Genomic DNA, 23,949 nt, shown 5'->3' with positions numbered 1-23,949 from the left:
TAGCTAATATAAAGGGTTTAAATTTTTAAAAAAATATAAAATCTAAGTTGATTTTTAGCTATTTATCCTTAATGAAAATTTTTGTTCAATTAAGATTTGTTAACTTTTAATAAGCCATATTGCCAACAGCATTAACTCAATTTAACCTTGATACTTTATGCTGAAAATAAAGATTCTTTGTAAAAAGTTATATATAAATGTTGCCATGCTATAAACGATTTGGCGTCGTATTGGGTTATATCATAAAAATGGGTGTTTTCTGAAGCCTTCGGTGAATTCGAGCTTAAGAATTTTTAAGCCGCACGCCATAGGCGCGCACTAAAGTGGAAGCGATATATTTAAATATGCTGAAAAACAAGAAGAAAAATTGACACAAAAAAAGACCCGATTTTCAGTGGGGTCTTAAATTCTTTAATGAGTAAATAAACTACTCTTTTTTCTTGTCTTTACCTTTTTCTCGACCTTTACCCCAGTTGACTTTAAGTTCTTCTAGAGTCACTTCGCCGTTAGAGTCGCCATCAAGCGATGCGAACATTTTTTCCAAGCGTTCTGCAGGTACTTCGCGTTTTCTTTTGGCAGACTTAAACTCGTCTAAAGAAATGGAGTCGCTTTTGTCGGCATCAAAACGGGTTAACATTTTTTCAAAGTTTGGAGCTTTTTTTTCCTTTTCCTGTGCTTCAGAAGTAGCTAAACCAGACATAAATACCAAAGCCAAAACGCCTAATTTTAAAGTTGCTTTTTTCATGTGTAAAACAATTTAAGTTATTTGGGTTTTAGACTCTTTTTTTTAAAAATAGTTTAATGGGAATAAGAAATATTTTTCAACCCTTCATAAACCACAATACCCACGGCATTGGCCAAATTCAGGCTTCTAATATGCGGACTGTAAAGTGGGATTTTAAATAATTTATCGGCGTTTTTTTCTGTGATGGATTTTGGAAGCCCAACAGATTCCTTTCCGAAGATTAAAAATAGATCGTCTTCAAAAGGGATGTTCCAATGGTCTTTTGTGCCATGGCTGGAGAGAAACGCCATCTTTTTATTGGAATTGATTTCAAAAAAATCGGCGATACTATCGTAATACGTAATGTTTACATGCGGCCAATAATCTAATCCGGCACGTTTCAAGCGGGTGTCGTTTATTTCAAAACCAAAAGGTTTTACAAGGTGCAAGTTTGAACCGGAAGCCAATGCTAACCGACCAATGTTTCCGGTGTTGTTGGGTATTTCGGGTTCAATTAAAACAATGTTTAAGGGCATTACTCTTTTTTAGGTTTAACCTTTACAGCTGCGGGTTTCATTATAATCCTTAAAGTACTGTCGTTATTAAAATAACTGATCATCCAATTCATGAAAATAAGCAGTTTATTTTTAATGCTTAAAATAAGCATAAGATGAATAAACATCCAGGTAAACCAGGCCAATCGGCCTTGAAAACTTAATTTAGGTAAATCGACTACGGCCTTTCGTTTTCCAATGGTAGCCATAGAGCCTTTATCAATATATTCAAAGTTTTTTAGAGTTTTGCCCTTTTTTAGGTTTTTGAAATTTTTTGCTAAAACCGAAGCTTGTTGAAGGGCCACACCTGCCACCTGCGGATGTCCGGTAGGGTAGTTGGGCGTTTCCATAAAAGCAATGTCGCCAAGAGCATAAACTTGGTTCAGCCCATTCACGTGACTGTGCCGGTTTACAATGAGTCTGTTGCCTCTGGTAATGCAACTTTCCGGAAAACCTTCAATGATGTTTCCGGTAACACCAGCAGCCCAAATCACGTTTTTTGAATTTATGGTCTCGCCAGAATTTAGGGTTACCGTGAAGCCATCATAATCGCTCACTAAAGTGCTGGTTTTTACCACTACGCCCAACTCTTCTAAATATTTTTGTGACATTTTTTGAGAGCCATCACTCATGGGGCTTAGGGTGTTTGGCGTACCTTCCAGAAGATATATGGTTAGTTTTGAAAAATCCTTATCGGGGTAATCCTTTGGTAAAATATTGCGTTTCATTTCGGCCAAGGCTCCGGCTAGTTCAACACCGGTTGGACCGCCACCAACAATAACGAAATTCAATAAGGTTTGAAGTTTTTCGGGGTCGGTGGTGTTTAAGGCGTCTTCAAAGGTTTGTAAAATCCTGTTGCGCAATTGAATGGCTTCAGGAATGGTTTTCATTGGGTAGGCAAATTTTTTTAGATTTTTATTTCCGAAGTAATTGGTGGTGCAACCTATGGAAATCACTAAATGGTCATAAGTAAAATCGCCGATAGGTGTACTGATAAATTTTTCTTCCAAATTTATTTTGGAAACTTTTGTAATCCGAATCCGGACGTTTTTTGCCTTTTGAAAAACTTTACGAAGCGGAAAAGAAATACTGGCGGGTTCCAATCTTGCCGAAGCCACTTGGTACATTAACGGTTGAAATTGATGGTAGTTTTGTTTATCTAAAAGATAGACTTCGTAGTTGGGGTGGTTTATCAATTCCTGTGCAAGTCTTAAACCGGCAAAACCAGCACCAATGATTATAATTCTTTCTGGAGGTGTCATTCTATTTTAAATTTAGCCCAATATCGATTTTACAAATTGGTCTATTTGCTTGTTTCCGTTAGTGGTTAAATGCTTAACAAAAGCACTGCCAATAATGGCGCCTTTGGCGTACTTGGTTGCGGCGGTAAACGTCTCGTTATTACTAATGCCAAACCCAATAACTTGCGGATTTTTTAAATCCATTTTTGCAATGCGCTCAAAATATTGGGTTTGTTCGTCGCCAAATCCAGATTTTGCTCCCGTAGTACTGGCGCTGCTCACCATATAAATGAATCCGTTGGAAATCGAATCGATGTAACGGATGCGTTCTTCGGAAGTTTGTGGCGTTATCAAAAACACATTGATCAAGCCGTATTTTTCAAAAATAGCTTGGTACTCTTCGTGGTACACATCAACAGGTAAATCGGGAATAATCAATCCGTCAATGCCCAATTCCTGGCATTTCTTGCAAAATGCCTCCACGCCATATTGCAGCATCGGGTTGAAATACCCCATGATGATTAACGGAATTTCAACCGTTTTTCGGATGTCTTTTAACTGATTGAAAAGTGTTTCGGTGGTCATGCCATTTTTTAAGGCAGCCGTAGAACTCTCTTGGATTGTTGGGCCATCGGCTAGTGGGTCGCTAAATGGTAAGCCGATTTCAATCATGTCCACCCCATTTTTTTCTAAATCCTGAATGATAGAAACGGTATCGTTTAAATTAGGGTAACCTGCTGTGAAATATATAGAAAGTAACTTTTTGTTTTCTTCTAATTTGCTTTGAATTCGATTCATTTTTGTTTGGTTATCGTCATTGCGAGGAACGGAGTGACGAAGCAATCTTTTGAAGAGATTCCTTCACTTCGTTCGGAATGACGTTAAATTTTAAAATATTCAATATAATTATTCAAATCCTTATCGCCACGGCCCGATAAACTCACTACAACCACGTCGTCTGGCTTAAAGGTTTTCTGTTCGAAAATAGCCAAGGCATGCGAGCTTTCAATAGCCGGAATGATTCCTTCCAGTTTGCAAAGTTCCAACCCGGCATTCATGGCCTCGTCATCGGTAATCGACATAAATTCTGCACGGCCTGTTTTTGCTAAATGGGCATGCATGGGACCCACACCGGGGTAATCCAATCCTGCCGAAATAGAATAAGGCTCAGTGATTTGTCCGTCGTTGGTTTGCATCAACAGCGTTTTACAACCGTGGATGATGCCTTCTTTTCCCAAAACCGAAGTGGCGGCACTCTCGCCAGAATCTACGCCATGACCAGCGGCTTCCACTGCTATAATATTGACATTTTCTTCATGCAAATAATGGTAATAGGTGCCAGCGGCATTACTTCCACCACCAATACAAGCCACAACATAATCGGGGTTTTCGCGACCTTCGTGTTCTTTAAGTTGCCATTTTATTTCTTCGGAAATAATGGCTTGAAAACGCGTTACCATATCAGGATATGGGTGTGGGCCAATGGCCGAACCAATAATGTAATGCGTGTTTACGGGGTTGTTGATCCAATCGCGGATGGCCTCATTGGTAGCATCCTTTAGAGTACGACTTCCCGATTTGGCGGGCATTACTGTGGCGCCGAGCATTTTCATTCTGGCAACGTTTGGTGCTTGGCGGGCAATGTCGATTTCGCCCATGTATACGATACATTCCAATCCCATGAGAGCGCAAACTGTTGCAGTGGCCACACCGTGTTGACCGGCACCGGTTTCGGCGATAATTCTAGTTTTGCCCAAACGCTGCGCCATTAAAATCTGGCCAATGGTATTGTTTATTTTGTGCGCTCCGGTGTGGTTCAAGTCTTCGCGCTTCAAATAAATTTTGGTGTTGTATTTTTCTGAAAGTCGTTTTGCAAAATACAATGGCGATGGGCGCCCCACATAATCTTTTAAAAGCTGTTTGAACTCATCCTTGAAAGAGGGTTCGTTCATCACTTCTAAGTACTTTTGGCGTAATTCTTCTACATTGGGGTACAGCATTTCTGGGATAAATGCCCCTCCAAATTCGCCGTAATAGCCTTTTTCGTTTACGTTGTAATTTTTCATTTTTTTATTTGTCATTCCCGCGCAGACGGGAATCTTTTTATTTTTAGTTTCGGTTTATAATGGATTCCGCATCAAGTGCGGAATGACAAACTAGCTTTAAATTGTTTTAATAATTCAATATGCTTCAATCCGGGTTCTATTTCGAATTGACTATTTATATCTAAAGCATAGCAATATTTTGATGCTTCACTTTGATTAAATTTTTTAATTTTTTCTATTTCATCAACTCCAATACCGCCGCTTAAAAAAAACGGTTTGGTAGAGGGGTAGTTTTTTAAAACGTCCCAATTGAAGGTGTAGCCATTGCCACCCGGAAGCTTGCCTTTGGTATCGAAAAGGAAATAGTCAACAACGTTTTCGTATGGTTTTAAAACCTCAAAATTGAACTCGTCCTTAATGGAAAATACTTTGATGATTTCAAGTTTTTTATGTGATGCTGAAACAAGTTCAGCATGACGTAAGGCGTCACAATATTCAGGAGATTCTTCGCCATGTAATTGAACAGCTTGTAAATCGAGCTCATTTATTTTTCCAACCACAAACTCTAAAGGGGCATTTACAAAAACGCCTGTCTTTTTTATAGAATTCGGAAGATTTGGAATGGATTCAGCGTCAAAGCATCTAGCGGATTTTTCGAAAAATATAAAACCAAGATAATTGGGTTGCAAAGCCGCAACTAGTTTGATGTTATCTTGATATTTCATTCCGCAGATTTTAAGTCGAAGCCCCTCCTTGACCCTCCCCGAAGGAGAGGGAATAGATTGTGGAATATGTTGCTTCTTTTTGTTCATCTGAGTACTGGTTCTCCTCCTTTGGAGGAGTTAGAGGAGGCTTTTTATAAATACTGTGGCACTTGCCCCGGGATTATCCGTTTTCATAAAATTTTCTCCAATTAAGAATCCTTTGTAACCAAAAGGTTGTAACTCTTTAATAGCTTCAATATTGCTGATGCCACTTTCAGATACTTTAACAAAATCGTCTGGAATGAGTTCGCTCAAGACTTTACTAGTTTCTAAGCTAACATCAAACGTTTTTAAGTTTCGGTTGTTAACGCCCAACATATCGAGGCTTGGCATGATGGATTTATGTAATTCTTCTTCGTTGTGCACTTCCAACAGCACGTCTAAATTTAAACGTTTTGCAAACTCGGAAAATTGCTTGATTTCATCGCGAGTTAAAATAGCGGCAATCAACAGAATAACATCGGCACCATAGGCTTTGGCCTCTAGGATTTGATATTCGTCAATAATGAATTCCTTTCTCAATAACGGTAAATTGCAACTGGCTCGGGCGGTTAATAAGTCGTCCAACGAACCGCCGAAATATTTGCCATCGGTTAAAACCGACATGCCACAAACACCGGCATTCTCGTAACCTGTGGCAACGTCTTGAACGTTTAAGGTGTGGTTGATGACTGATTTTGATGGCGAGCGCCGTTTGTGTTCGGCAATAATGCCCGACTTGCTATTTCGTAATGTATTTGACAAAGAAACGGTTTCTCTATTGAAAAGCACCGATTGCTCTAATTGCGAAACGGGAATTAAACCTTTTCTGAGGTTTACCTCGTTGCGTTTGTCGATTACTATTTTGTCTAAAATATTCATTTTTGTTTTCGAATCGTCATTGCGAAACTTGTGAAAAAAGTTGTGGCAATCTGTATGTTTTAACGAGATTACCGCGTCGTTTTTCTCCTCGTAATGACGTTATTTACTCAATTCAATCAATTTATCTAAACTCGTTTTGGCTTTACCAGAAAATAAGGATGCTTTGGCTAACTCAAAACCTTCTTTATGCGAAATTTGTTCGGCCGTAGCGATGGCTAATCCTGCATTGGCACACACCACGTTGTTTTGTGCTTCGGTACCGTTTCCGCTTATAATATCCACAAATATTTTTGCGGCATCTTCAATACTGTTGCCTCCAAAAATCGCGTCTTGTTTTACTGGTTTTACTCCTAAATCTTCCGGAGAAAACAGTTTCTCGGAATGATTCGATACTATTTTAGCTTTTCCGGTTAATGAAATTTCGTCGTAGCCATCTAAAGCATAAACAATGTTGTAATTTTTATCGGTGTTTTGATAAATGAAACTGTACAAGCGCAAAAGTTCCAAATTATAAACGCCCAATAATTGGTTTTTTGGAAACGACGGATTTACCATGGGGCCCAACATATTGAAAAAGGTTTTTACGCCCAATTCTTTTCTAATTGGAGCCACATTTTTCATGGCCGGATGGAATAGCGGCGCGTGCAAAATACAAATGCCCGCTTGGTCCACACAGCGTTTTAAAAAATCTTTGTTGTTGGAAAATTTTACTCCCAATGTTTCCATAACGTTTGAAGATCCCGAAGTGGACGATACGCCGTAATTACCATGTTTCGATACATTAACTCCTGCACCTGCCGTTATAAACGAGGATAGGGTGGAAATATTAAACGTGTTTTTTCCGTCACCACCCGTACCTACAATATCAATGGCATCGAATTCTCTGAGGTCAATAGGAACACAAAGCTCCAACAAAGCATTTCTGAATCCCGTGAGTTCTTCAATGGTAATGCTGCGCATCATAAAAACAGAAAGAAAACAAGCAATTTGACTCGGGTTGTACATATCGTTGGATATGTTAACGATAACTTGTTTGGCTTCCTCGGTGGTTAGCGTGTCGTGGTTTATCAGTCTGTTTAATATATCTTTCATTTTACTATTGCTGCGAAATCGGAAATTGTTTTAATTGTTCTAAAATTATTGTTCATTTTGTCTTGATACAAAACGAACCAAAAAATCAAATCAATCTGAGGAAATTCCTGCGGAACATTCGCTTTCGGAACTTCGTGCTTAAAGCTTTGCTTTGCATCTTCGTTTCTACGCTCATTATTTCTGCAGATTGATGCTTTCGACTTGGTCGAAATTTGGGACTCGATTTTTTACTATTTTATTTTCTTATTTTTATCTGCTTTCAATTTTTACTGGTTCACCCAATTTTCCAATATTTTTTTGCCGTCTGGTGTTAATACCGATTCGGGGTGGTATTGTACACCTTTTACGTCGTAAATTTTGTGGCGTAATGACATCACTTGTCCGTTTTCGTCAAACGAAGTGGCTTCCAAACTCTCGGGCAAATCAGGATGCACCACCCACGAGTGGTAACGGCCCACTTCAATATTTTTGTCCAGTCCGTTAAAAATAGGTTCGTCATCCACACAAATTTCCACTTGGGTGGCCACGCCGTGGTAAACATCATCTAGATTCACCAATGAACCACCAAACACTTCGCCTATGGCTTGCTGGCCTAAACATACACCTAAAATGCTTTTGGTTGGGGCATATTTTTCAATAATGGCTTTTAACAGTCCGGCTTCGTCGGGAATGCCTGGGCCAGGAGATAATACAATTTTGCTGAATGGCTCAACATCTTCCAAAGCCAGTTTGTCGTTTCTTACTACGGTAACATCGCAGTTTAAATCTTCCAAATAATGAACGAGATTATAGGTGAAACTGTCGTAGTTATCTATTACTAGTATTTTTTTCATTCGTTTTCAGTTTGTCATTCCTGCCAAAGCGGAATCTCTTTTGTTTATGTTCATTTTGTCTTGATACAAAACGAACCAAAAAATCAAATCAATCTGAGGAAATTCCTGCGGAACATTCGCTTTCGGAACTTCGTGCTTAAAGCTTCGCTTTGCATCTTCATTCCTTCGCTCATTATTTCTGCAGATTGATGGTCCCGATTCCATCGGAAAAAGGGACTTTGCTTTTTGTTAATTATTTTCTGTTGATTTCAATTATTCCTTTTTTTCTAAACTCATATATCTTCTGCTATTTTGATAGCTTTGGTTAAAGCCCCCAGTTTATTGTAAACTTCCTGTAATTCACTTTCTTGGTCCGATTTTGAAACCATTCCGGCACCGGCTTGCCAATTCAGTTTGTAGTCTTTGCTTAAAAAGGTTCTAATCATGATGGCGTGGTTAAAATTGCCATCAAAATCCATAAACCCAATGGCTCCACCGTAATAGCCTCGGCTTGTTTTTTCATACTTTTCAATGAGCTGCATGGCCATATGTTTGGGTGCTCCGCTTAGCGTACCTGCGGGGAAGGTATCGGCCACCACTTGCATGGTTGAGGTGGTGTCGTGCTTATGCCCGGTAACTTTACTCACTAAATGGATAACATGTGAGAAAAATTGAACCTCGCGATAGGTTTCCACATTCACTTGGCTACCGTGTCGGCTGAGGTCATTTCGAGCCAAATCGACCAACATGACGTGCTCGGCATTCTCTTTGTCGTCGTTTTTTAATTGTTCGGCCAAAACGGCATCTTTTGCGTCGTCGCCGGTACGTTTAAACGTTCCTGCAATGGGGTGGATTTCAGCCAAACCATCGGAAACAATAAGTTGTGCTTCGGGCGAACTACCAAATATTTTAAAATCACCATAATCGAAATAAAATAAATACGGCGAGGGGTTAATGCTTCTTAGTGCACGGTAAACATTGAAATCGTCGCCCGCAAACTCTTGCGAAAAACGTCGAGAAAGCACTAATTGAAATACATCACCACGTTGGCAATGTTTTCTGGCCAACTCTACGTTTTGTTTAAACTCTTCATCAGTTAAGTTCGAATTGATGTCGCCCTTTGTATTAAAGTTGTACGAAGCAAAATTTTGAACGTTTATGAGTTTGTCTATTTCGTGGATATTGTTTTCGTTATCCTCGTAACAGTGGGCAAAAATGTAGGCTTCATTTTTAAAGTGATTGATGGCTATGATGTTTTTATAAACTGCATAATACACATCGGGGATGATTACCGAATTGTCTTTTTTGCCGATTTCAATGTCTTCAAAATATCTAACGGCATCATAAGCCGTATAGCCAAAAATGCCGTTGTTAATGAACTTGAAATTCTCTTCGGTTTTAACATCAAATCGTTTGGTGAAATTGTAGATTTCGTCCACCACATTTACACCATCGGTTATGTTTAAACTGGTGGTGCTTCCATCGGGAAAGGTTTGCGAAATCACTTCGTTTTCTACTTTAATCGACGCGATGGGGTTAAAGCAGATATATGAAAAGTTTTTATGGTTGCGGTGGTAGTCACCACTTTCCAAAAGAATACTATTCGGGTATTTGTCGCGTATTTTATAGTACACCGTTACGGGCGTAATGGTATCGGTTAAAATGCGTTTGTGGTGGGTATAAAGACTGTATTTTTCCATTTATTTTTAGTTTCTCTGAAATGATTTCAGAATAATAAAAAAAGGCTTGTCGTGAATTGACAAGCCTTTTTTATATTTTGAGTTTTAAATATACTAGGTTTTTACTTCACGAATCGTTAGTTTCTAAAGCACCACCACCAAGCTGTATTTAAAATTATGTTCATGTTTTGTTTTTTAATGGCTCAAATATAAAAACGAAAAAATTATTACCCAAAATATTAAGGAGTTTTTTCGTGTTTTGGTTAGCAATTGCACCTGTTAGTCCAGTTTGTTCAATAGCCTGATGAGTTCGCGTTGTTCGGTGGGGCTAAGTGCACTTGTAAATTCTATTTCTGAAGTTTCTACTAAATTGTCAATATCATTCAGGAAATCGAGCCCTTGTTGGGTAATTGTAATATCTATTTTCCGTTTGTTGGTATTGTTTTTGGTTTTAGATACATACTTCTTTTTAACAAGTTTGTCAACCAAACGAGTGGTGTTACTCATTTTATTGACCATGCGTTCCTGGATGGCAGCCAAAGTTACGGGGCGGCCTTTTTGCCCACGTAAAATACGAAGCACATTAAACTGCTGTAGGGAAATATCGTGGGGCTTGAGTGCTTCGTTTAGTTTCCCGTTTATCAATCCGTAAGTGAAAAACAGGTTAATCACCACCTTTTTGTGCAAAGGCAAATCGGAGTTTATTTTAAGGATTTGTTCTATGTTCATTTGTTGGTTGTTGCTCCTAAAAATACAGAAATAATTTAGAATTTTTTTGCGATTGATTGACGTCGGATTTACTTTTAACATAAAATACTGTTAAAAAGCGGTATAGAGTTTAAGTATTATTTAAATTTATAAAGCTCAAGAAAGGAAATTAATTGCTTGATTGGTTTTTAAGTAATTGGTTGGACACTATCAAAATTGAGTTTGAAAATTTTATGAAAGAATACATATGAAAATAAAACTAGTATCTATAGCCATTATATGCTTACTGTTCAGTTGTAAAAATGAAAAAAAAGCTGAAATGCTGGCTGTCGATTCAACTCAGCAGATTGACGTCAAGCAGGAGAAAGCTTCGATGGATTTAGAGGTTTACGATTTTGCTGGTTTTAAAAAATTCCTTGAAAAGAAGGATGATAAAATACACGTTATTAATTTTTGGGCAACGTGGTGCGCGCCGTGCGTTAAGGAGTTGCCTTATTTTGAAAAATTGCATGCCGATTATAAAGACAAGGGTGTAGAGGTGCTATTGGTGAGTTTGGATTTTCCGCATTTATACGATAAAAAGCTTAAGCCCTTCATAAAAAAACATCAACTTCAGAGTAAGGTTGTGGCGCTGGATGACCCTGATATGAATTCGTGGATTCCTAAAATAAGCGAAGCTTGGTCGGGCTCTATTCCTGCGACATTAATATATAAAAATGATACTCGTGAATTTTATGAGCAGTCATTTAATTATGAAGAATTAAAAGAAAAACTAAATCCATTTTTAAACCACTAATAATTATGAAAAAGTCTATCCAGTTTCTTACAGCAGCACTTGTTTTGGTGCTAATTAGTGCCTTTACCGTTAGCGATGGTTACAAAATTGGCGATGTCGCCGAAGATTTCTCCTTAGAAAATATTGATGGTAATATGGTGTCGCTTTCAGATTATGAAGATGCCAAAGGTTACATCGTTACGTTTACCTGCAATACTTGCCCGTATGCAGTGATGTATGAAGACCGAATAATTGCACTTAACAATAAATATGAAGAAAAAGGCTATCCGGTGATTGCCATTATGCCCAATAATATTGCCGTAAAGCCTGGTGATAATTTAGATGCCATGAAAAAGCGAGCAGAGAGCAAAGGCTTTACCTTTCCTTATTTAATCGATGCCGAGCAAAGTGTGTACCCAAAATTTGGAGCCACAAAAACACCGCATATTTTTGTATTGCAAAAAACCGATGCCGGTAATGTGGTTAAATACATTGGAGCCATTGACGATAATTACAAAGACGAAACGGCGGTAACAACCAAATACGTTGAAGACGCTGTTGATGCTTTGTTAACGGGTGAAGATGTGCCGCAAAAAGAAACAAAAGCAATTGGTTGCACGATTAAGGTTTAGGATACGATTTTTAACTTCCCCAAAAAACAAAAAGCTCCGAAAATGAATTCGGAGCTTTTTTATGTAAATGCCGTCTTGTAGTAAATTGACCAAAAGGCGATTTCTTATGAAAGCTTTGAGTATGTCTCTAAACTTGCTTTACTGCTACGCCAGATGGAGCACTTAACGATACATTGAAATATTGTATGTTTTTACAAAATCCATCTTTTATATTGAAAGGAAAAAAGTATTCAATTTTGGACATATTTTATTTACTTATTAAATTGTCAAGAAACCCTTTTGATTGTGATGATTAAAGTGAGTCTTTAATCGAATACGGCCAAAATACTTGCAAATCCAATATTAAGCCTTTTCAGTAAACTAATAATGATGTCATAGCAGAACATTTACAAACGAGTTTGATTAGAATTAAAATTAAGCAATAACTTGATTCACTTCATCCAAGCTATTTTCGTTATCCATTAACACCACCAAGGTATCGTTGGCCTCAATCACTGTCGATCCTCCTGGCCTAACAAACTTATTGTTTCGTTTTATCATCACTATAAATGCCGATTTCGGAAAATGTATATCGATAATGCGCTTGTTTACAGCGCTGCTTGTGGGCGATATGGTAATTTCCTCCATGGCTGTTTTGGGCAAATCCAGAATATAGCGATCGCTTTCAGAAAAGGGTTTTACTGCTTCGGGAAGCCCCACGTTGAGCCATTTGGCGAAAATGGAAAGGGTGGTGCCTTGAATTAAAACCGAGGTTACCGAAATAAAAAATACAATATTAAAAATCATATCGGCCTTTTCAATGCCGGCCAAAAGAGGGTAAGTGGCAAACACGATGGGAACGGCGCCACGTAGCCCTACCCAAGAAATATACAGTCGACGTCTATTTTTCATTTTAAAAAACGCCATGCTCAAAAACACACTTACTGGGCGCGCCACAACGATTAAAAACAGGGATATGAGTAAACCAATGCCCATATATGGGATGATTTGCGTGGGGAACACAAGTAGCCCGAGTGTTAGGAACAAAACGATTTGCATGAGCCAAGCCAAACCATCGAACATCTTTAAAATAGTTGATTTATGTATTAAATCTTGGTTGCCTAAATAAACGGCGCAAATGTAAATGGCTAAAAATCCGTTTCCGCCAATAAAATCGGTGGCTGAAAACGTGATGAACATTAGGGCTATAACCAAAACCGGGTAAAGCCCCTCAAAACCGAGCTTTATTTTATTGATAATGGTTTTGCTAACTTTTCCGAAGATAAACCCTGAAATACCACCCAAAATCATTTGTTGTAAAAACAGTGGGATTATAGAAAGAAAACTTTGGTCTTGATTGACTACTAGGCTTAAAAAAGCAATGGTCAGTACATAAGCCATAGGGTCGTTACTACCGCTTTCCAATTCCAATGTTGGGCGCAGGTTGGTGCGTAGTGCTAAATTTTTGGAGCGTAAAATGGAGAATACGGCAGCCGCATCGGTAGATGACACAATTGAACCTAATAACATGCTTTCGTAAATGGTGAAATCGGTAATCGACCAAACGAAAACGCCTAAACATGTGGCTGTGAGCAATACCCCAACCGTAGATAGCATGATACCCTCTTTTATAATGGGTTTTACCGAATTCCAATTAGTGTCCAATCCTCCCGAGAATAAAATAAAATTAAGGGAAACGATACCAATAAATTGTGCCAGTTTAGGGTCGTCAAAACGAATGCCCACAATGCCGTCTGATCCTGCCAGCATGCCAATAGCTAAAAATAAAAGTAAGGTGGGGACGCCAAATTTATAGGATGTTTTGCCCACTATAATGCTCACAAAGAGTAATAGGGAACCAACAAGCAATATGTTTTCAATTTCTAAGTTCATTTGTCATTTGTGAAAATTTATAGATAACAAATTAGATTATTTTATCCGTTTGGCTTGTGTGGTAAATGATAGGCCTTGTTGCCCCATGGTTGAATTCATAATGCCTTCAAACAAGGGCTCGGGACAGTTTTTCGGAATTTTCCATTCAAAAATGAAGTTGGAACCCGTACCACCGGCAACGTCCTTTTCATCAATAATAATATCGGTGGTTTCCATGGGAGCCAAAAAAATAGGGTGGTTAAAATAGTTCCTTACCGAAACCCCATGAGTGTCAAAGTATTCTGCTTTAAGCAGGTAAATGGTGTCGGTATCGCTGGTATTGCGCAAGCTAACCATAGCGGTTAAATTATGGGTTTTGTGTTGCGATATGCTGTAAATCTGCGAGTAAATCGATAAGTACGATTTCCCGTATTCCAAAGAATCCTTGTCCTTAATTTCAATTTTCCGGTTGGCCCAATTTTCTGCGTGTATGGGGGGCGATGTCTTGGGTTGTTCGTTACAACTTAAAATAGAGCATATTATGAAGCTATAAAGTAGTAGCGTTTGTTTCATGGCTGCGATGGTTTTTGGAATGCGATTTACGTTTTAAAGGTAAAAAAACATTTTGGTTCAAACAGAGCAATGCCAGAAAGAAATATTACTCGATTAAAGCCGCTTCACAGTCTGTGAGGATATAATTGAAATGCTCCACGTCGTCCTTGTTGAGTTTTAATTTTCCTGTTACCGCGACGATGTCATCAGTGTTAAAATTTTGCTTTGATTTAAACTGAAGCTCAACAGCCGTTTCCGGTCCGCCAACGCCACAAAAAAAGCAGGAGGCCATGGGGCCTTTAGATAGTATGTATAATTTGTCTTCTGGAGATATGTTTAAAAAATATCCTTTAATCGTAACCACTTTCCCTTCCAAAGCTTTGATATCGGTAGAGAATGCCGGATACAAGAATGTATCATCAAATTTTGGAAAATATTTTTCACTAAACTTTACCTTGGCTAAATCTTCCCAAGTTATTTTTTGCTGGCCAAAACAAACCGCGGTACTTATAAAAAACAAAATGATTAAAATGTTGTGCTTCATATTATCGTTTTTTTGGGGTGGGGTTTAGTTTGGTTGGTTTGGCTTTGCTCGATGCTAGGTGTTATCGACCTTCTTGGCTAAGTATGGTTGAAATATTCATTTTTAATATAGGGTAAATGGCTAAAATAACAGAAAATGCTACCATGGCAAAAACCAATCCGGCAGTTTGTGCTATTTCGTGTAAACCTAAAGGCTGAATCATGTTTTGTTTATAACTAAAATTAGCGAATTTTAGTATGAAATACAATGCTGTTTTTGTGAGTAATGCACCGAGTACAAATGCGGTAAAAGTAATAGCTATACCTTCATAAGCCACAATTTTTATAATTTGAAAAGTACTGGCGCCATAGGTGCGTAACAATGCCAAATCGAACGCGCGTTCTTTTACCATTTTATAAAGGTTGATAAAAATAGTTAGGGCAGAAATGAATAATATAAGATAGGCTATCCAATTAATGGTTTCAAAACCAATACTTGTATATTGGAATAGCCGATCGAGTTCAAATTTTGGCAAAGCCGCTTGCAGGTTGCTTTGTTCGTTTATTTTTTTAGGAAAGGTTAAAAGTGCCATGGGGCTTCTAAACGTTACCAATAAAGCCGTAACCTCTTTTTCTGTTTCATGCGCATGGTTTTCATGGTCTTCATGTTCGTGAATCTCATCCTTATGGTTGTGTTCGTCTTCATTTTCATGATTGTTGTTTTGTTCATCCGAATGCTCATCTTGGCCATGGTCGTGAACATCCCAAACGGTTTCCAAATTACAGACAATTAATCGGTCTATGACTTTTGTTGTCGGTTTTAAAATGCCGACAACAGTTAGTTTTTCGTCGTGTACTTCCACGGTGTTTTCAATTAATCCGTGCGAGCTGGAAAATGTATCACCTAAATTTAGGTTTAATTGGTTGGCTACGTCGCTGCCAAGCACCACTTCCATGGCGCTTTGGGGTTTTTGGCCTTGTGCGATTTCAGCTTTGTAAATGGCGTAGAACGCCGGGTTGGTGCCCACAATTCTAAACCCTTTGTAGTTATCGCCATACGAAATGGGAACCACCGATTTAACCATCGGATTTTTTTCAATTTTTTTGGCCTCTTTAAACGGAATATTCCCAGTGGGATTGTCTAAATGCAACACCGACGATAAAATGAGCTGCAACGGACTGCCTTTTGCGCCAACAACAACATCGATATTGCTCAGGTTGTTGTCCATTTGATGTTGAAACGAACTTTTTAATTGCTGAATGCCTAAAAGCAAGGTAATGCTCAAGGACAGCGTGATGATGCTTAAAAACGTGTAAAACGGTTTTGATTTAATGTTTTTTATGCTGATTTTCCAAATGTTCATAGGGTAATGGTGTTTTGGAATACGTGTTTGATTCTATGATCGTGGGTAATGACTATTAAATTGGCACTGTTTTTTTCGGCTTGTTCCTTTAAAAGGTTGATAACCATGTTGCAATTTTTGTCGTCTAAACTCGAAGTAGGCTCGTCGGCCAAAATAACTCTAGGTTGGTGTATTACCGCCATGGCTATACCCAAGCGTTGTAACTGGCCTTCGCTAATTTCATTTATGTTTTTGTGTTTGCATGCCTTTAAGTTGAGTTGTTCCAATACCGTATCGACAGCTAACTCATCAATATTTTTGTTGCTGAAAAACAATCGGGTTTTTAGGTTTTCGTAAACGGTTAACGAAGGAATGGCATGTTTTTTTTGAAACACCAAACCGATGTGTTCACCGCGAAATTTATCCATTTGACTTCGAGATAGAGTGGTTAAATCGGTATGATGTATCATGATTTTTCCACTATCTGGTTTTAAAATACCAGCCAAAAGATGAAGCAAGGTGGTTTTTCCAATTCCAGATTCACCGAGCATTAGGAGGCTGTCTTGTGCATTTAAATTAATTTCGGGAAAACGGAACAGGGTGTTACTGTTTTTATATTTGAATGAAAGCTCACTCGTGTGTATCATTTTGAGTGTAATTTGTTGATTCAATATTCGATTTTATAGCACGCTCTAAAATAAGAGGTTCGCTGCCAGGTCCAATGGTCAGCAATTTGCACCCGGTTATAGGCACTCCATTAAAAGGTCTTATATGAATTTCTCCATCGGGTGTACGTTCAAAAAAAGTATAATTATTAGCTTCACCTATTTTAGTGCAGCCTTTTATCCTTAGAATGGTTTTGGGGAGTGCATTGCAAATTTTCACGATATGATCCCGGCTAGGTAGGTTGGGCAAATCTATCGAGCAGGATGCCCAATGTGCTTTTTGGTGATTAAGCTGCTGCGGAGTGCTTTGTGAGGGGACGAGCTCGGGAAGCAGTTCGATGTCCAAATCTGCCATAGCGATTACCTTGGCTGTTGGATTTATTTTTCCAAGGGAGGCGATGACTTCTTTTTTGCGGTTTAAATCTGTTTGTTCTAAGTGTGTTAAAACAATAAGTGATGATACTTGAATTTGGTTAGCTTCCAATTCATTATGTTCGCCACGTTTTTGCCAATTTTGGGCATCGACTACAGAAACCTGGATAGGGGGTGAAAATCTATCGTTCAGTCCAACCCCAAGAAACTCCATTAGCGAGCAGGCATCAGAGGTGCCATTGGCTTCAATAAGTGTAATGCCGTTTTCTCGTTTAGGAATTCTATTAACCGTTTCCCGAAGTTCAACAATACCACTGCAACAAATACAACTTCCGCTTAAAGGTTTTATGGTATTGGTGTTAAGTTGCTCCCTAAAATGCTGAACGTCCATGTTGGCATTTTCGTAATCGTTCAGAATCACGTATGGATTCCAGGCTTTGTTGTTAAAGTGTTCGATCAAATACTTTAAAAGCGTCGTTTTTCCAGCGCCCAAAAAGCCTACTATGGTAATTAAAGCTTCCATTTTTTTGCGGAGTCTTACAGTGTTTTATGCAAATTTACTGTTTATTAGGTCTAAACGGTTTTATTATTGATTCATTGCATTTTAAAAAAGGGCCTTCCATAAGGTCGATACAATACGGAATGGCTGGAAAAATGGCATCTAAACATTCTCTAATGGACTTGGGTTTGCCGGGGAGGTTAACGATTAAACTATTGCCTCTAAGTCCCGCTGTTTGTCTTGATAAAATAGCTGTTGGAACGTATTTTAAAGATTCGGTTCTCATAAGCTCCCCGAAACCTGGCATCATTCGGTCGCAAACCGCCTCGGTGGCTTCTGGGGTAACATCGCGTTTTGCAGGGCCCGTTCCACCTGTGGTGATAACTAAGCAACAGTTTTCATTATCGACGAAATCGATAAGTGTGTTCTCTATAATTTTTTGCTCATCGGGAACTATTCTATAGACTTCATTCCATGAGGAAATTAAATATTCATTAAGCGTATTTATGATGGCTTTACCACTAATGTCTTCATAAATTCCTGCATTGGCTCTGTCGCTAACGGTTATAATGCCTATTTTGATAATATCCATTTTTTTGATTTTAAACGGGCCACTTGTCCTCTTGGGGAAGCAATTGGGCTTTCCATAATTTTACCTCGGTATCAGTAAGCAGGCAATCATTTAATTGACTAAGCATTTTCTCTTTTTTTAAATGTATTCCTATAAATACAAGTTCTATTTTTCGATCACCAAACATAGGATCCCAATTCGCTTCTATTTCGGCTTGGTTTTCAATAAAAGCCGCATAGTTAATGCGCTCTGAAAACGGCATGGATGCCCACCAAACCCCAGCGTTATCGGCTTTGCAAGAACCGCCCGCTGAACTCCATAGAAGTGCTTGGTTGGGTCTGGACGATAGCCAAAACAAACCTTTGCTCCTGATGATGTTTTGCGGAAATTCTTGATTGAGATAGTCTAAAAAACGTTCTGAATGGAATGGCCTTTTGCTTCTAAAAACAAATGAGCCTATACCGTACTCTTCTGTTTCAGGCACGTGTTCGTTTTCTAATTCTTTTAGCCATCCTGCCGAAGCTTCTGCTTTTGCATAATCGAACAGCCCAGTATTGATGACTTGTTTCAGATCTACTTTTGATTGATGGGCAGAAATTATTTTTGCTTCTGGATTTAACGAACCGATAATAGCCTTGAGTTCTTCTAATTGATTTTGTGTAACTAAATCCTCTTTGTTAAGAATAATAACATTAGCAAATTCAATTTGGTCGGTAAGCAGGTTGACAATGGTTCTGTTGTCGCCTTCAATATCTGTAAGTTCTCTAGTGACAAGGTAGTCAGAACTAGAAAAATCTTTTAAAAAATTAAAGGCGTCAACAACGGTTACCATAGTGTCTATGTAACTAAAGCGGCTCAAGTCTATTGAGCCATCTTCACTTTCAAAAGTAAAGGTTTGGGCAACGGGAATGGGTTCGCTAATACCAGTACTTTCAATTAAAAGGTAATCGAATTTGTTTTGCATTGCCAGTTTTTCAACCTCTTCCATGAGGTCTTCCCTGAGCGTGCAGCAAATACACCCGTTAGACATTTCTACCAGTTTTTCTTCGGTCCTTGAAAGTGTGTTTTCATTTTGTATAAACTGCGCATCAATATTAACCTCGCTCATATCGTTAACGATAACAGCAACTTTTAGGCCTTGTTTGTTGTGCAAAATATGGTTGAGTAAGGTGGTTTTTCCTGCTCCTAGAAACCCACTTAATACAGTAACGGGTAGTTTTTTCATTTTAGAAAGAAATATTTTTGAGAATAAAGACTGGAAATATGCTTTTAATTTAAGTGATGTTTTTCAATGCTTATCAAATCGGAATATATTGCCGTGAAGACATGATCTTGTTTGTCGTAAATTTTTCCGCGTATCTTAATTTGATAATCGAAATTTTTATCTATTTCGGATTGCAGTAGTTTGATTTTTCTATTCAGGTAATATGAAATAATTGAAAATTTAAGACTACTGCTATGCCATATAGTGTCTAAATGTGCTGTGTGTTTGTTAATATCGTTGTAAAAGCGGTTTAAAGCTTTAAAGTTTGAGAAATCTTGATTGCCCAATGCATCTAGAATAATTTGGTTATCGCTGGAGAGTACGAAATATATTTCTTCGATTTGATGCTTTTTTATCAATTTATGAATGTGCTTAATGGTTTTTCTATTATAAATAAAAGAGTTTCCTAGAGAGGTGTAGAAATAATTTTCTTTATGGAACCTGCTATTTATAATAGGTTCCAAGCAATCTGTAGGGCACAAAAGGAATAAACTTTTAGGCATTAATTTAAGATGTTATTTAGAGTAAGTAGAAAAGAGGCATATTGCTGTTCAGCTTTAAAATGTTTTAGCACAAGGCATGTTTTTCCTTTACCTCGTTACCGTTTAAACCAGATTAGTAGCATCAAAATTAAGCTGTGACGACAAACTATAGGGGTGTTAATGTATTTGTTTATAGGTTTTTAAAGGCTTCCGTTTCTAAAATTGAAACCGATTTAAAATCATTTGTATTCTTGGTGTTAATAACATCAAAGTTTCTCACATCTACATAATCGTTAAATTCCTCACTAGTATTAATAATTACACCTCCAAGTAAAAATATTCTATCGCAAGTAAATTCGTTGATGCTCATTTTTACCAGTTGCTTTATTTGCTTATCGATTGCAACATAGGTAAAATCGGTAATAGCCTTTTTGGGGTTATCTGAATGAAGGATTTCGTGTTTAAAGGGCATAAGCGATTGTTCCAATTGTATTTGTTGGTAATCATAGTATACGCTTTGAGGAACATAAGTAGGTTCTTCGTTACTTTTTTTAAACCTTTCTAAGGCAAGCATTAATGCCCCACAGCTGTTGGTTAAACGAGATTGTCCAATTCTGCGCATTCTCCCTAATTCGCCATTGTCAGTAATACCTATGTGCGGTCCATAAAATATGAAAGCATCTCCACCGTCTGGTATATGGTGCGAAAATGCTACCATGCCTGTAAAGCCAGAATAAGGCAGTCCTCCCAATCCTCCCATAGTAAATGGACGACTCAAAACCCTACGGAAATCGGTAGAAACATTCACGTCGTCTGAACAAACAGAGGTAGCAAACAACATTTTCTTTAAATCTGATTTATACTCCTTTTCAAGAAGGGATAAATAGCTTTCGGTTATTTCCGCTCCGGTTTTTGCGTTGGGATAGTGTTTTTTTACAGTGGCTTTTATTTTCATAATAAAAAGTTTTATGATTTTAACTATATAAATGTTTGGTGCTTTTAATTAAACGTTGACAAATTCGATGGTTGATTTGATTTTATTTAGGGAAGGAACAGCATAAACCTTTCTTACATTGACAATACTTTAAATTGTACAGGTGAAGCACCACAAGAGAAATAGCAGTTGCATACAGAAAAAGTTCAGATAGATGAAGCCATTCTAGCCTCTCGTTAACAATCAATACGAAAAGGAAGCTCCAACAAACCCACAAGCCTTTTTTTATAAATGGGTTTGTACTGGTTTTGGCAGAACGATAAATAGCAAAAAAAGAAATAATCAAGAAAACAAAATCGATGCCATACCACCATGTAGGAGCATTACTATGGCAACAAATGGCCGATGCCTGTGCTGTAAATAAAAATGGAGTGGCCAAACAATGTACTAAACAAAGCGAACTGGCCAATGCTCCCCAAGTGTCAGATTTTTTTATTGAGATGCTCATTTACGACTTATTAATGCAACTTAGTTGCAAATATAATGATATTGCTTGTTATTACAATTGTGTTGTGTTAAATTTGTACTTATGGGAGTAATTAGAAAAACACAATCTATAGACTTGTTGCTTTCTGAGTTTAGCAGGAATTCTGCGGCTATTTCGGTAACAGATCTAACAAAGCGACTAGAGCCAAAAATTAATAAATCGACTATTTATCGCACGTTAGAAAGGCTTGAGGATGATGGGGTGCTGCATTCCTTTTTAGGAAAAAGTGGTATTAAATGGTATGCTCAATGCCATAGTTGCACAAAGGAAACACATGTAGATTCGCACCCGCACTTTCAATGCCTGGAATGTGGAAAGGTAGATTGTTTAAATATCAACGTGCAAATACCCAACATTGCAAACCGCGAGGTAGTGGCTTCTCAAGTTTTAATTCAGGGAAAGTGTGAGGATTGTACTAATTAACATTTAAAGAGGATTAAGATAACAAACCAAAATATCCTCCTTTAATTAAGTCAAATCCTCGATAAATTTTATTTACACACTTTACGGGATAGTGTCAGTTCCAGTTGCAAGTGCGCAAATGTGTAAGTTTGATTTACATGGAATTTTTGAAAATCACAATCTAAATCCACTTGATGAAAATGGGTAGGGTATCGCTATTACAAACTTTATGCTCGTGGTGCTCAAATAGGTGTGCCATTTTATGAGAAGCCGGCAATAACAAGGTGGCCACTAAAAATAACGAGAGTACCCTAAAAACGATATGTAATTTTTGTTCCGTCAATTAATCTACAAAACGTTTTAGTCCAATTCGGCGAAGCATCTTTTTTTCAAAATTCCAAAAGAATTGGTGTTGCCCAAAAAGCCAGCCAAAACCTACTAGCAAAAACTGATATACTGTAAAAAGTAAAATGATTCGGGTAACCCAATAGCCAAATGTTCCAAAACTTTCTGTAGTGATGTGTAAATAGCTTAAAATAGGTTTGCCAATGTATGAAGCTGTTGATCCCGTTATGGCAAAAACCAAAAAAATAATAGCTATTTGCCAATTGTTGTCAATGCCCCAGCGCGCTTTTAATTTTTCCAAAGTCTGCGTTTTAGTTGCAAAAGTACTAAAATCACAATTAAATACGAGGCACCCACGGCCCTAATCTTTGATTGTAGGTCATTTGGAAGTATATAAAATAATTATATAGTAAGTAGTTTACTTCGTAACCGTAGTCAATGTTGGGTTGATAATCAATTTGAAGCTCATATAAGTTAGGGTTAAAGCGCTGAGGTTGAAGTACGCGTTGATTCCATTCGATAACGTATTGATAGTTTCGGTTTTCCAAATATTGTTGTGAGTAAAAACCGTGAGGCCTAGCTCGGCTAGCCACCCAAAAGTTGAAACCGGGTTCGATGATAATGATTTCGTATTCGGTTTTGTCGCTGGAAATAACAACCGTATCGTTGTCCTTAAGGTTTTCTAAGCGTTCGTCACTTTTTGAAGCCGTTTGTTTTGTGGTATTGCAATTGAAAGCTAAGACCGTTAGGATAAATATGTAGAATAGTTTTTTCATAGTTTTATTTTAATGGTTTATTCAAATTTAAGGCCAAAGGGAAGTAGTTACGAAACCACAATGAGTAAACCATTACTTTTAATTAGGGAACGCCATTTGGCATATTCTAAATTTACGAAAACTATTTTTTGAGTGGCCTGATTTAAGAGGTTTTAACAAAAAAGCGCCGAAAACGATACCGTTCTCGACGCCAAATCTTTAAGTGTTAAAAAAAGATTGTTATTTTCCGCCAAACAAGCCGCCTAATAGACCTCCTAGTCCGCCTTTCTTTTTTGCGCTTCCTAAAACCATTCCGGCTACATCGTCAACAACGCTGCCATCGCCGTCGGCATCGAGTATTTTTTCCAAAAAGCTTTGCTCTTCTTTGGCTGAGTTTCCTCCGAGCAAACCTCCAAGCAAACCTCCCAAATCATTTGGTGTACTCACATTGTTTTGTCTGGCCTGTTTTCCCAAAACGCCCATTAAAATAGGAGCGGCCACTTTTAGGATGTTGCCCACATCGCCGGCACTAACACCCGACTTTTCACCGATTATTTTTTCTACGCCTTGTTTTTTTGTTCCTAAAACATGACTTAAAATTTTGTCGCCATCATTTTTTACGGCATCATCAACACCACCACTAAATAGGCCACCAATATTTTCAATAATACTTCCGTCATGTTTACTGTTCATTAAGGCTCCCATTAACCCTTCTGCACCTTGCGGTGTTGAGGCATTTCGTTCCATAGCTTTCATAAGTACGGGTAATGCCATGGTAAGCACGCTGCTCGTTCTGGTTTCATCGGTTCCCGTTGAACCCGATACGCCGCTAATAATTGTTTTTCCTAAATCACTGTTTAAAAGGTCTAAAATTCCGGACATGATATTTATTTTTTGTAAGATTAAAAGTAAAAGGTAAGGTACAAAAAAAGTCCTAACCGTTGTAGTTAGGACTCAT

Annotated in this window: 29 protein-coding genes; 4 read left to right on the top strand and 25 right to left on the bottom strand. The window is 38.0% G+C overall.

The annotated features are described in order from the left end of the window. Positions 1-427 precede the first annotated feature (427 nt). The 11 genes from ABI125_13535 to ABI125_13485 form a co-directional block, all read right to left on the bottom strand. Positions 428-745, bottom strand: coding sequence for an EF-hand domain-containing protein (locus ABI125_13535; protein ID XCF05734.1), 318 nt, complete (start codon positions 743-745; stop codon positions 428-430). A 53-nt stretch (positions 746-798) separates the two neighbouring features. Next, positions 799-1,260, bottom strand: coding sequence for a tRNA (cytidine(34)-2'-O)-methyltransferase (locus ABI125_13530; GenBank protein ID XCF05733.1), 462 nt, complete (start codon positions 1,258-1,260; stop codon positions 799-801). Beyond that, complete coding sequence (locus ABI125_13525; GenBank protein XCF05732.1) at positions 1,260-2,540, bottom strand: NAD(P)/FAD-dependent oxidoreductase; 1,281 nt, start codon at positions 2,538-2,540, stop codon at positions 1,260-1,262. The genes ABI125_13530 and ABI125_13525 overlap by 1 nt, the downstream gene beginning before the upstream one ends. A gap of 12 nt (positions 2,541-2,552) precedes the next feature. Continuing rightward, positions 2,553-3,317: a tryptophan synthase subunit alpha gene (gene trpA / locus ABI125_13520; GenBank protein XCF05731.1), complete on the bottom strand. Its 765-nt coding sequence runs from the start codon at positions 3,315-3,317 to the stop codon at positions 2,553-2,555. 83 nt (positions 3,318-3,400) lie between these two features. Next, entirely contained in the window at positions 3,401-4,585 is a 1,185-nt protein-coding gene (gene trpB / locus ABI125_13515; GenBank protein ID XCF05730.1) for a tryptophan synthase subunit beta, read from the bottom strand. Positions 4,586-4,656: 71 nt separating this feature from the next. Further along, positions 4,657-5,289, bottom strand: coding sequence for a phosphoribosylanthranilate isomerase (locus ABI125_13510; protein ID XCF05729.1), 633 nt, complete (start codon positions 5,287-5,289; stop codon positions 4,657-4,659). 117 nt (positions 5,290-5,406) lie between these two features. Next, the gene (trpC, locus tag ABI125_13505) at positions 5,407-6,189 is read right to left on the bottom strand and encodes an indole-3-glycerol phosphate synthase TrpC (protein ID XCF05728.1); all 783 of its coding nucleotides are present in this window, start codon (positions 6,187-6,189) and stop codon (positions 5,407-5,409) included. A gap of 99 nt (positions 6,190-6,288) precedes the next feature. Next, positions 6,289-7,281 (bottom strand): anthranilate phosphoribosyltransferase, encoded by a 993-nt coding sequence (gene trpD, locus ABI125_13500; protein XCF05727.1) that lies wholly within the window; start codon positions 7,279-7,281, stop codon positions 6,289-6,291. Between the two features lie 266 nt (positions 7,282-7,547). After that, positions 7,548-8,114: an aminodeoxychorismate/anthranilate synthase component II gene (locus ABI125_13495; protein ID XCF05726.1), complete on the bottom strand. Its 567-nt coding sequence runs from the start codon at positions 8,112-8,114 to the stop codon at positions 7,548-7,550. 272 nt (positions 8,115-8,386) lie between these two features. Next, positions 8,387-9,793: an anthranilate synthase component I family protein gene (locus tag ABI125_13490; protein XCF05725.1), complete on the bottom strand. Its 1,407-nt coding sequence runs from the start codon at positions 9,791-9,793 to the stop codon at positions 8,387-8,389. Between the two features lie 258 nt (positions 9,794-10,051). Further along, positions 10,052-10,501, bottom strand: a complete 450-nt coding sequence (locus ABI125_13485; GenBank protein ID XCF05724.1) for a MarR family transcriptional regulator — start codon at positions 10,499-10,501, stop codon at positions 10,052-10,054. 226 nt (positions 10,502-10,727) lie between these two features. Between ABI125_13485 and ABI125_13480 the strand changes: the two genes are divergently transcribed. Then, complete coding sequence (locus ABI125_13480) at positions 10,728-11,276, top strand: TlpA disulfide reductase family protein (GenBank protein ID XCF05723.1); 549 nt, start codon at positions 10,728-10,730, stop codon at positions 11,274-11,276. 5 nt (positions 11,277-11,281) lie between these two features. Beyond that, positions 11,282-11,887 carry a thioredoxin family protein gene (locus ABI125_13475; GenBank protein XCF05722.1) on the top strand — a complete coding sequence of 202 codons (606 nt, stop codon included), beginning with the start codon at positions 11,282-11,284 and terminating at the stop codon, positions 11,885-11,887. Positions 11,888-12,301: 414 nt separating this feature from the next. Here ABI125_13475 and ABI125_13470 read toward each other — a convergent pair whose 3' ends face one another. The 11 genes from ABI125_13470 to ABI125_13420 all read right to left on the bottom strand — a co-directional run bounded on the left by ABI125_13470 (position 12,302) and on the right by ABI125_13420 (position 21,381). Further along, complete coding sequence (locus ABI125_13470) at positions 12,302-13,759, bottom strand: potassium/proton antiporter (protein ID XCF05721.1); 1,458 nt, start codon at positions 13,757-13,759, stop codon at positions 12,302-12,304. 36 nt (positions 13,760-13,795) lie between these two features. Next, complete coding sequence (locus tag ABI125_13465) at positions 13,796-14,311, bottom strand: DUF3124 domain-containing protein (GenBank protein ID XCF05720.1); 516 nt, start codon at positions 14,309-14,311, stop codon at positions 13,796-13,798. Positions 14,312-14,396: 85 nt separating this feature from the next. Further along, positions 14,397-14,834, bottom strand: a complete 438-nt coding sequence (locus tag ABI125_13460; protein XCF05719.1) for a hypothetical protein — start codon at positions 14,832-14,834, stop codon at positions 14,397-14,399. Positions 14,835-14,895: 61 nt separating this feature from the next. Then, on the bottom strand, positions 14,896-16,176 hold the full coding sequence (locus ABI125_13455; GenBank protein XCF05718.1) for an ABC transporter permease: 1,281 nt from the start codon (positions 16,174-16,176) through the stop codon (positions 14,896-14,898). Continuing rightward, positions 16,173-16,802, bottom strand: a complete 630-nt coding sequence (locus ABI125_13450; protein ID XCF05717.1) for an ATP-binding cassette domain-containing protein — start codon at positions 16,800-16,802, stop codon at positions 16,173-16,175. Before ABI125_13450 ends, ABI125_13455 begins: the two co-directional genes overlap by 4 nt. Continuing rightward, on the bottom strand, positions 16,786-17,715 hold the full coding sequence (locus tag ABI125_13445; protein XCF05716.1) for a GTP-binding protein: 930 nt from the start codon (positions 17,713-17,715) through the stop codon (positions 16,786-16,788). Before ABI125_13445 ends, ABI125_13450 begins: the two co-directional genes overlap by 17 nt. Before the next feature lie 34 nt (positions 17,716-17,749). After that, positions 17,750-18,283: a molybdopterin adenylyltransferase gene (gene mog / locus ABI125_13440; GenBank protein XCF05715.1), complete on the bottom strand. Its 534-nt coding sequence runs from the start codon at positions 18,281-18,283 to the stop codon at positions 17,750-17,752. Positions 18,284-18,293: 10 nt separating this feature from the next. Next, on the bottom strand, positions 18,294-19,487 hold the full coding sequence (locus tag ABI125_13435; GenBank protein ID XCF05714.1) for a GTP-binding protein: 1,194 nt from the start codon (positions 19,485-19,487) through the stop codon (positions 18,294-18,296). A gap of 44 nt (positions 19,488-19,531) precedes the next feature. Further along, positions 19,532-20,029 carry a hypothetical protein gene (locus tag ABI125_13430; protein ID XCF05713.1) on the bottom strand — a complete coding sequence of 166 codons (498 nt, stop codon included), beginning with the start codon at positions 20,027-20,029 and terminating at the stop codon, positions 19,532-19,534. A gap of 169 nt (positions 20,030-20,198) precedes the next feature. Further along, entirely contained in the window at positions 20,199-20,963 is a 765-nt protein-coding gene (locus tag ABI125_13425; protein ID XCF05712.1) for a hypothetical protein, read from the bottom strand. 82 nt (positions 20,964-21,045) lie between these two features. Next, positions 21,046-21,381: a MerC family mercury resistance protein gene (locus tag ABI125_13420; protein ID XCF07908.1), complete on the bottom strand. Its 336-nt coding sequence runs from the start codon at positions 21,379-21,381 to the stop codon at positions 21,046-21,048. Between ABI125_13420 and ABI125_13415 the strand changes: the two genes are divergently transcribed. Both ABI125_13415 and ABI125_13410 read left to right on the top strand, forming a co-directional pair. Further along, positions 21,302-21,541: a hypothetical protein gene (locus tag ABI125_13415; protein ID XCF07926.1), complete on the top strand. Its 240-nt coding sequence runs from the start codon at positions 21,302-21,304 to the stop codon at positions 21,539-21,541. The genes ABI125_13420 and ABI125_13415 overlap by 80 nt on opposite strands. Next, complete coding sequence (locus ABI125_13410; protein XCF05711.1) at positions 21,532-21,912, top strand: transcriptional repressor; 381 nt, start codon at positions 21,532-21,534, stop codon at positions 21,910-21,912. The genes ABI125_13415 and ABI125_13410 overlap by 10 nt, the downstream gene beginning before the upstream one ends. Positions 21,913-22,234: 322 nt before the next feature. Here the strand turns inward: ABI125_13410 and ABI125_13405 are convergent, their stop codons facing one another. The 3 genes from ABI125_13405 to ABI125_13395 form a co-directional block, all read right to left on the bottom strand. Further along, positions 22,235-22,537, bottom strand: coding sequence for a DUF6787 family protein (locus ABI125_13405; protein ID XCF05710.1), 303 nt, complete (start codon positions 22,535-22,537; stop codon positions 22,235-22,237). Between the two features lie 37 nt (positions 22,538-22,574). Continuing rightward, positions 22,575-23,012 (bottom strand): DUF6146 family protein, encoded by a 438-nt coding sequence (locus ABI125_13400; protein XCF05709.1) that lies wholly within the window; start codon positions 23,010-23,012, stop codon positions 22,575-22,577. A 219-nt stretch (positions 23,013-23,231) separates the two neighbouring features. Beyond that, complete coding sequence (locus ABI125_13395; GenBank protein ID XCF05708.1) at positions 23,232-23,873, bottom strand: DUF937 domain-containing protein; 642 nt, start codon at positions 23,871-23,873, stop codon at positions 23,232-23,234. Positions 23,874-23,949: the final 76 nt, after the last annotated feature.

The organism is Tamlana crocina, assembly GCA_040429635.1.
Lineage (GTDB): Bacteria > Bacteroidota > Bacteroidia > Flavobacteriales > Flavobacteriaceae > Flavisericum > Flavisericum crocinum.
The sequence above is the reverse complement of the archived record's forward strand: the minus strand, read 5'-3'. Positions and strand labels throughout refer to the sequence as shown.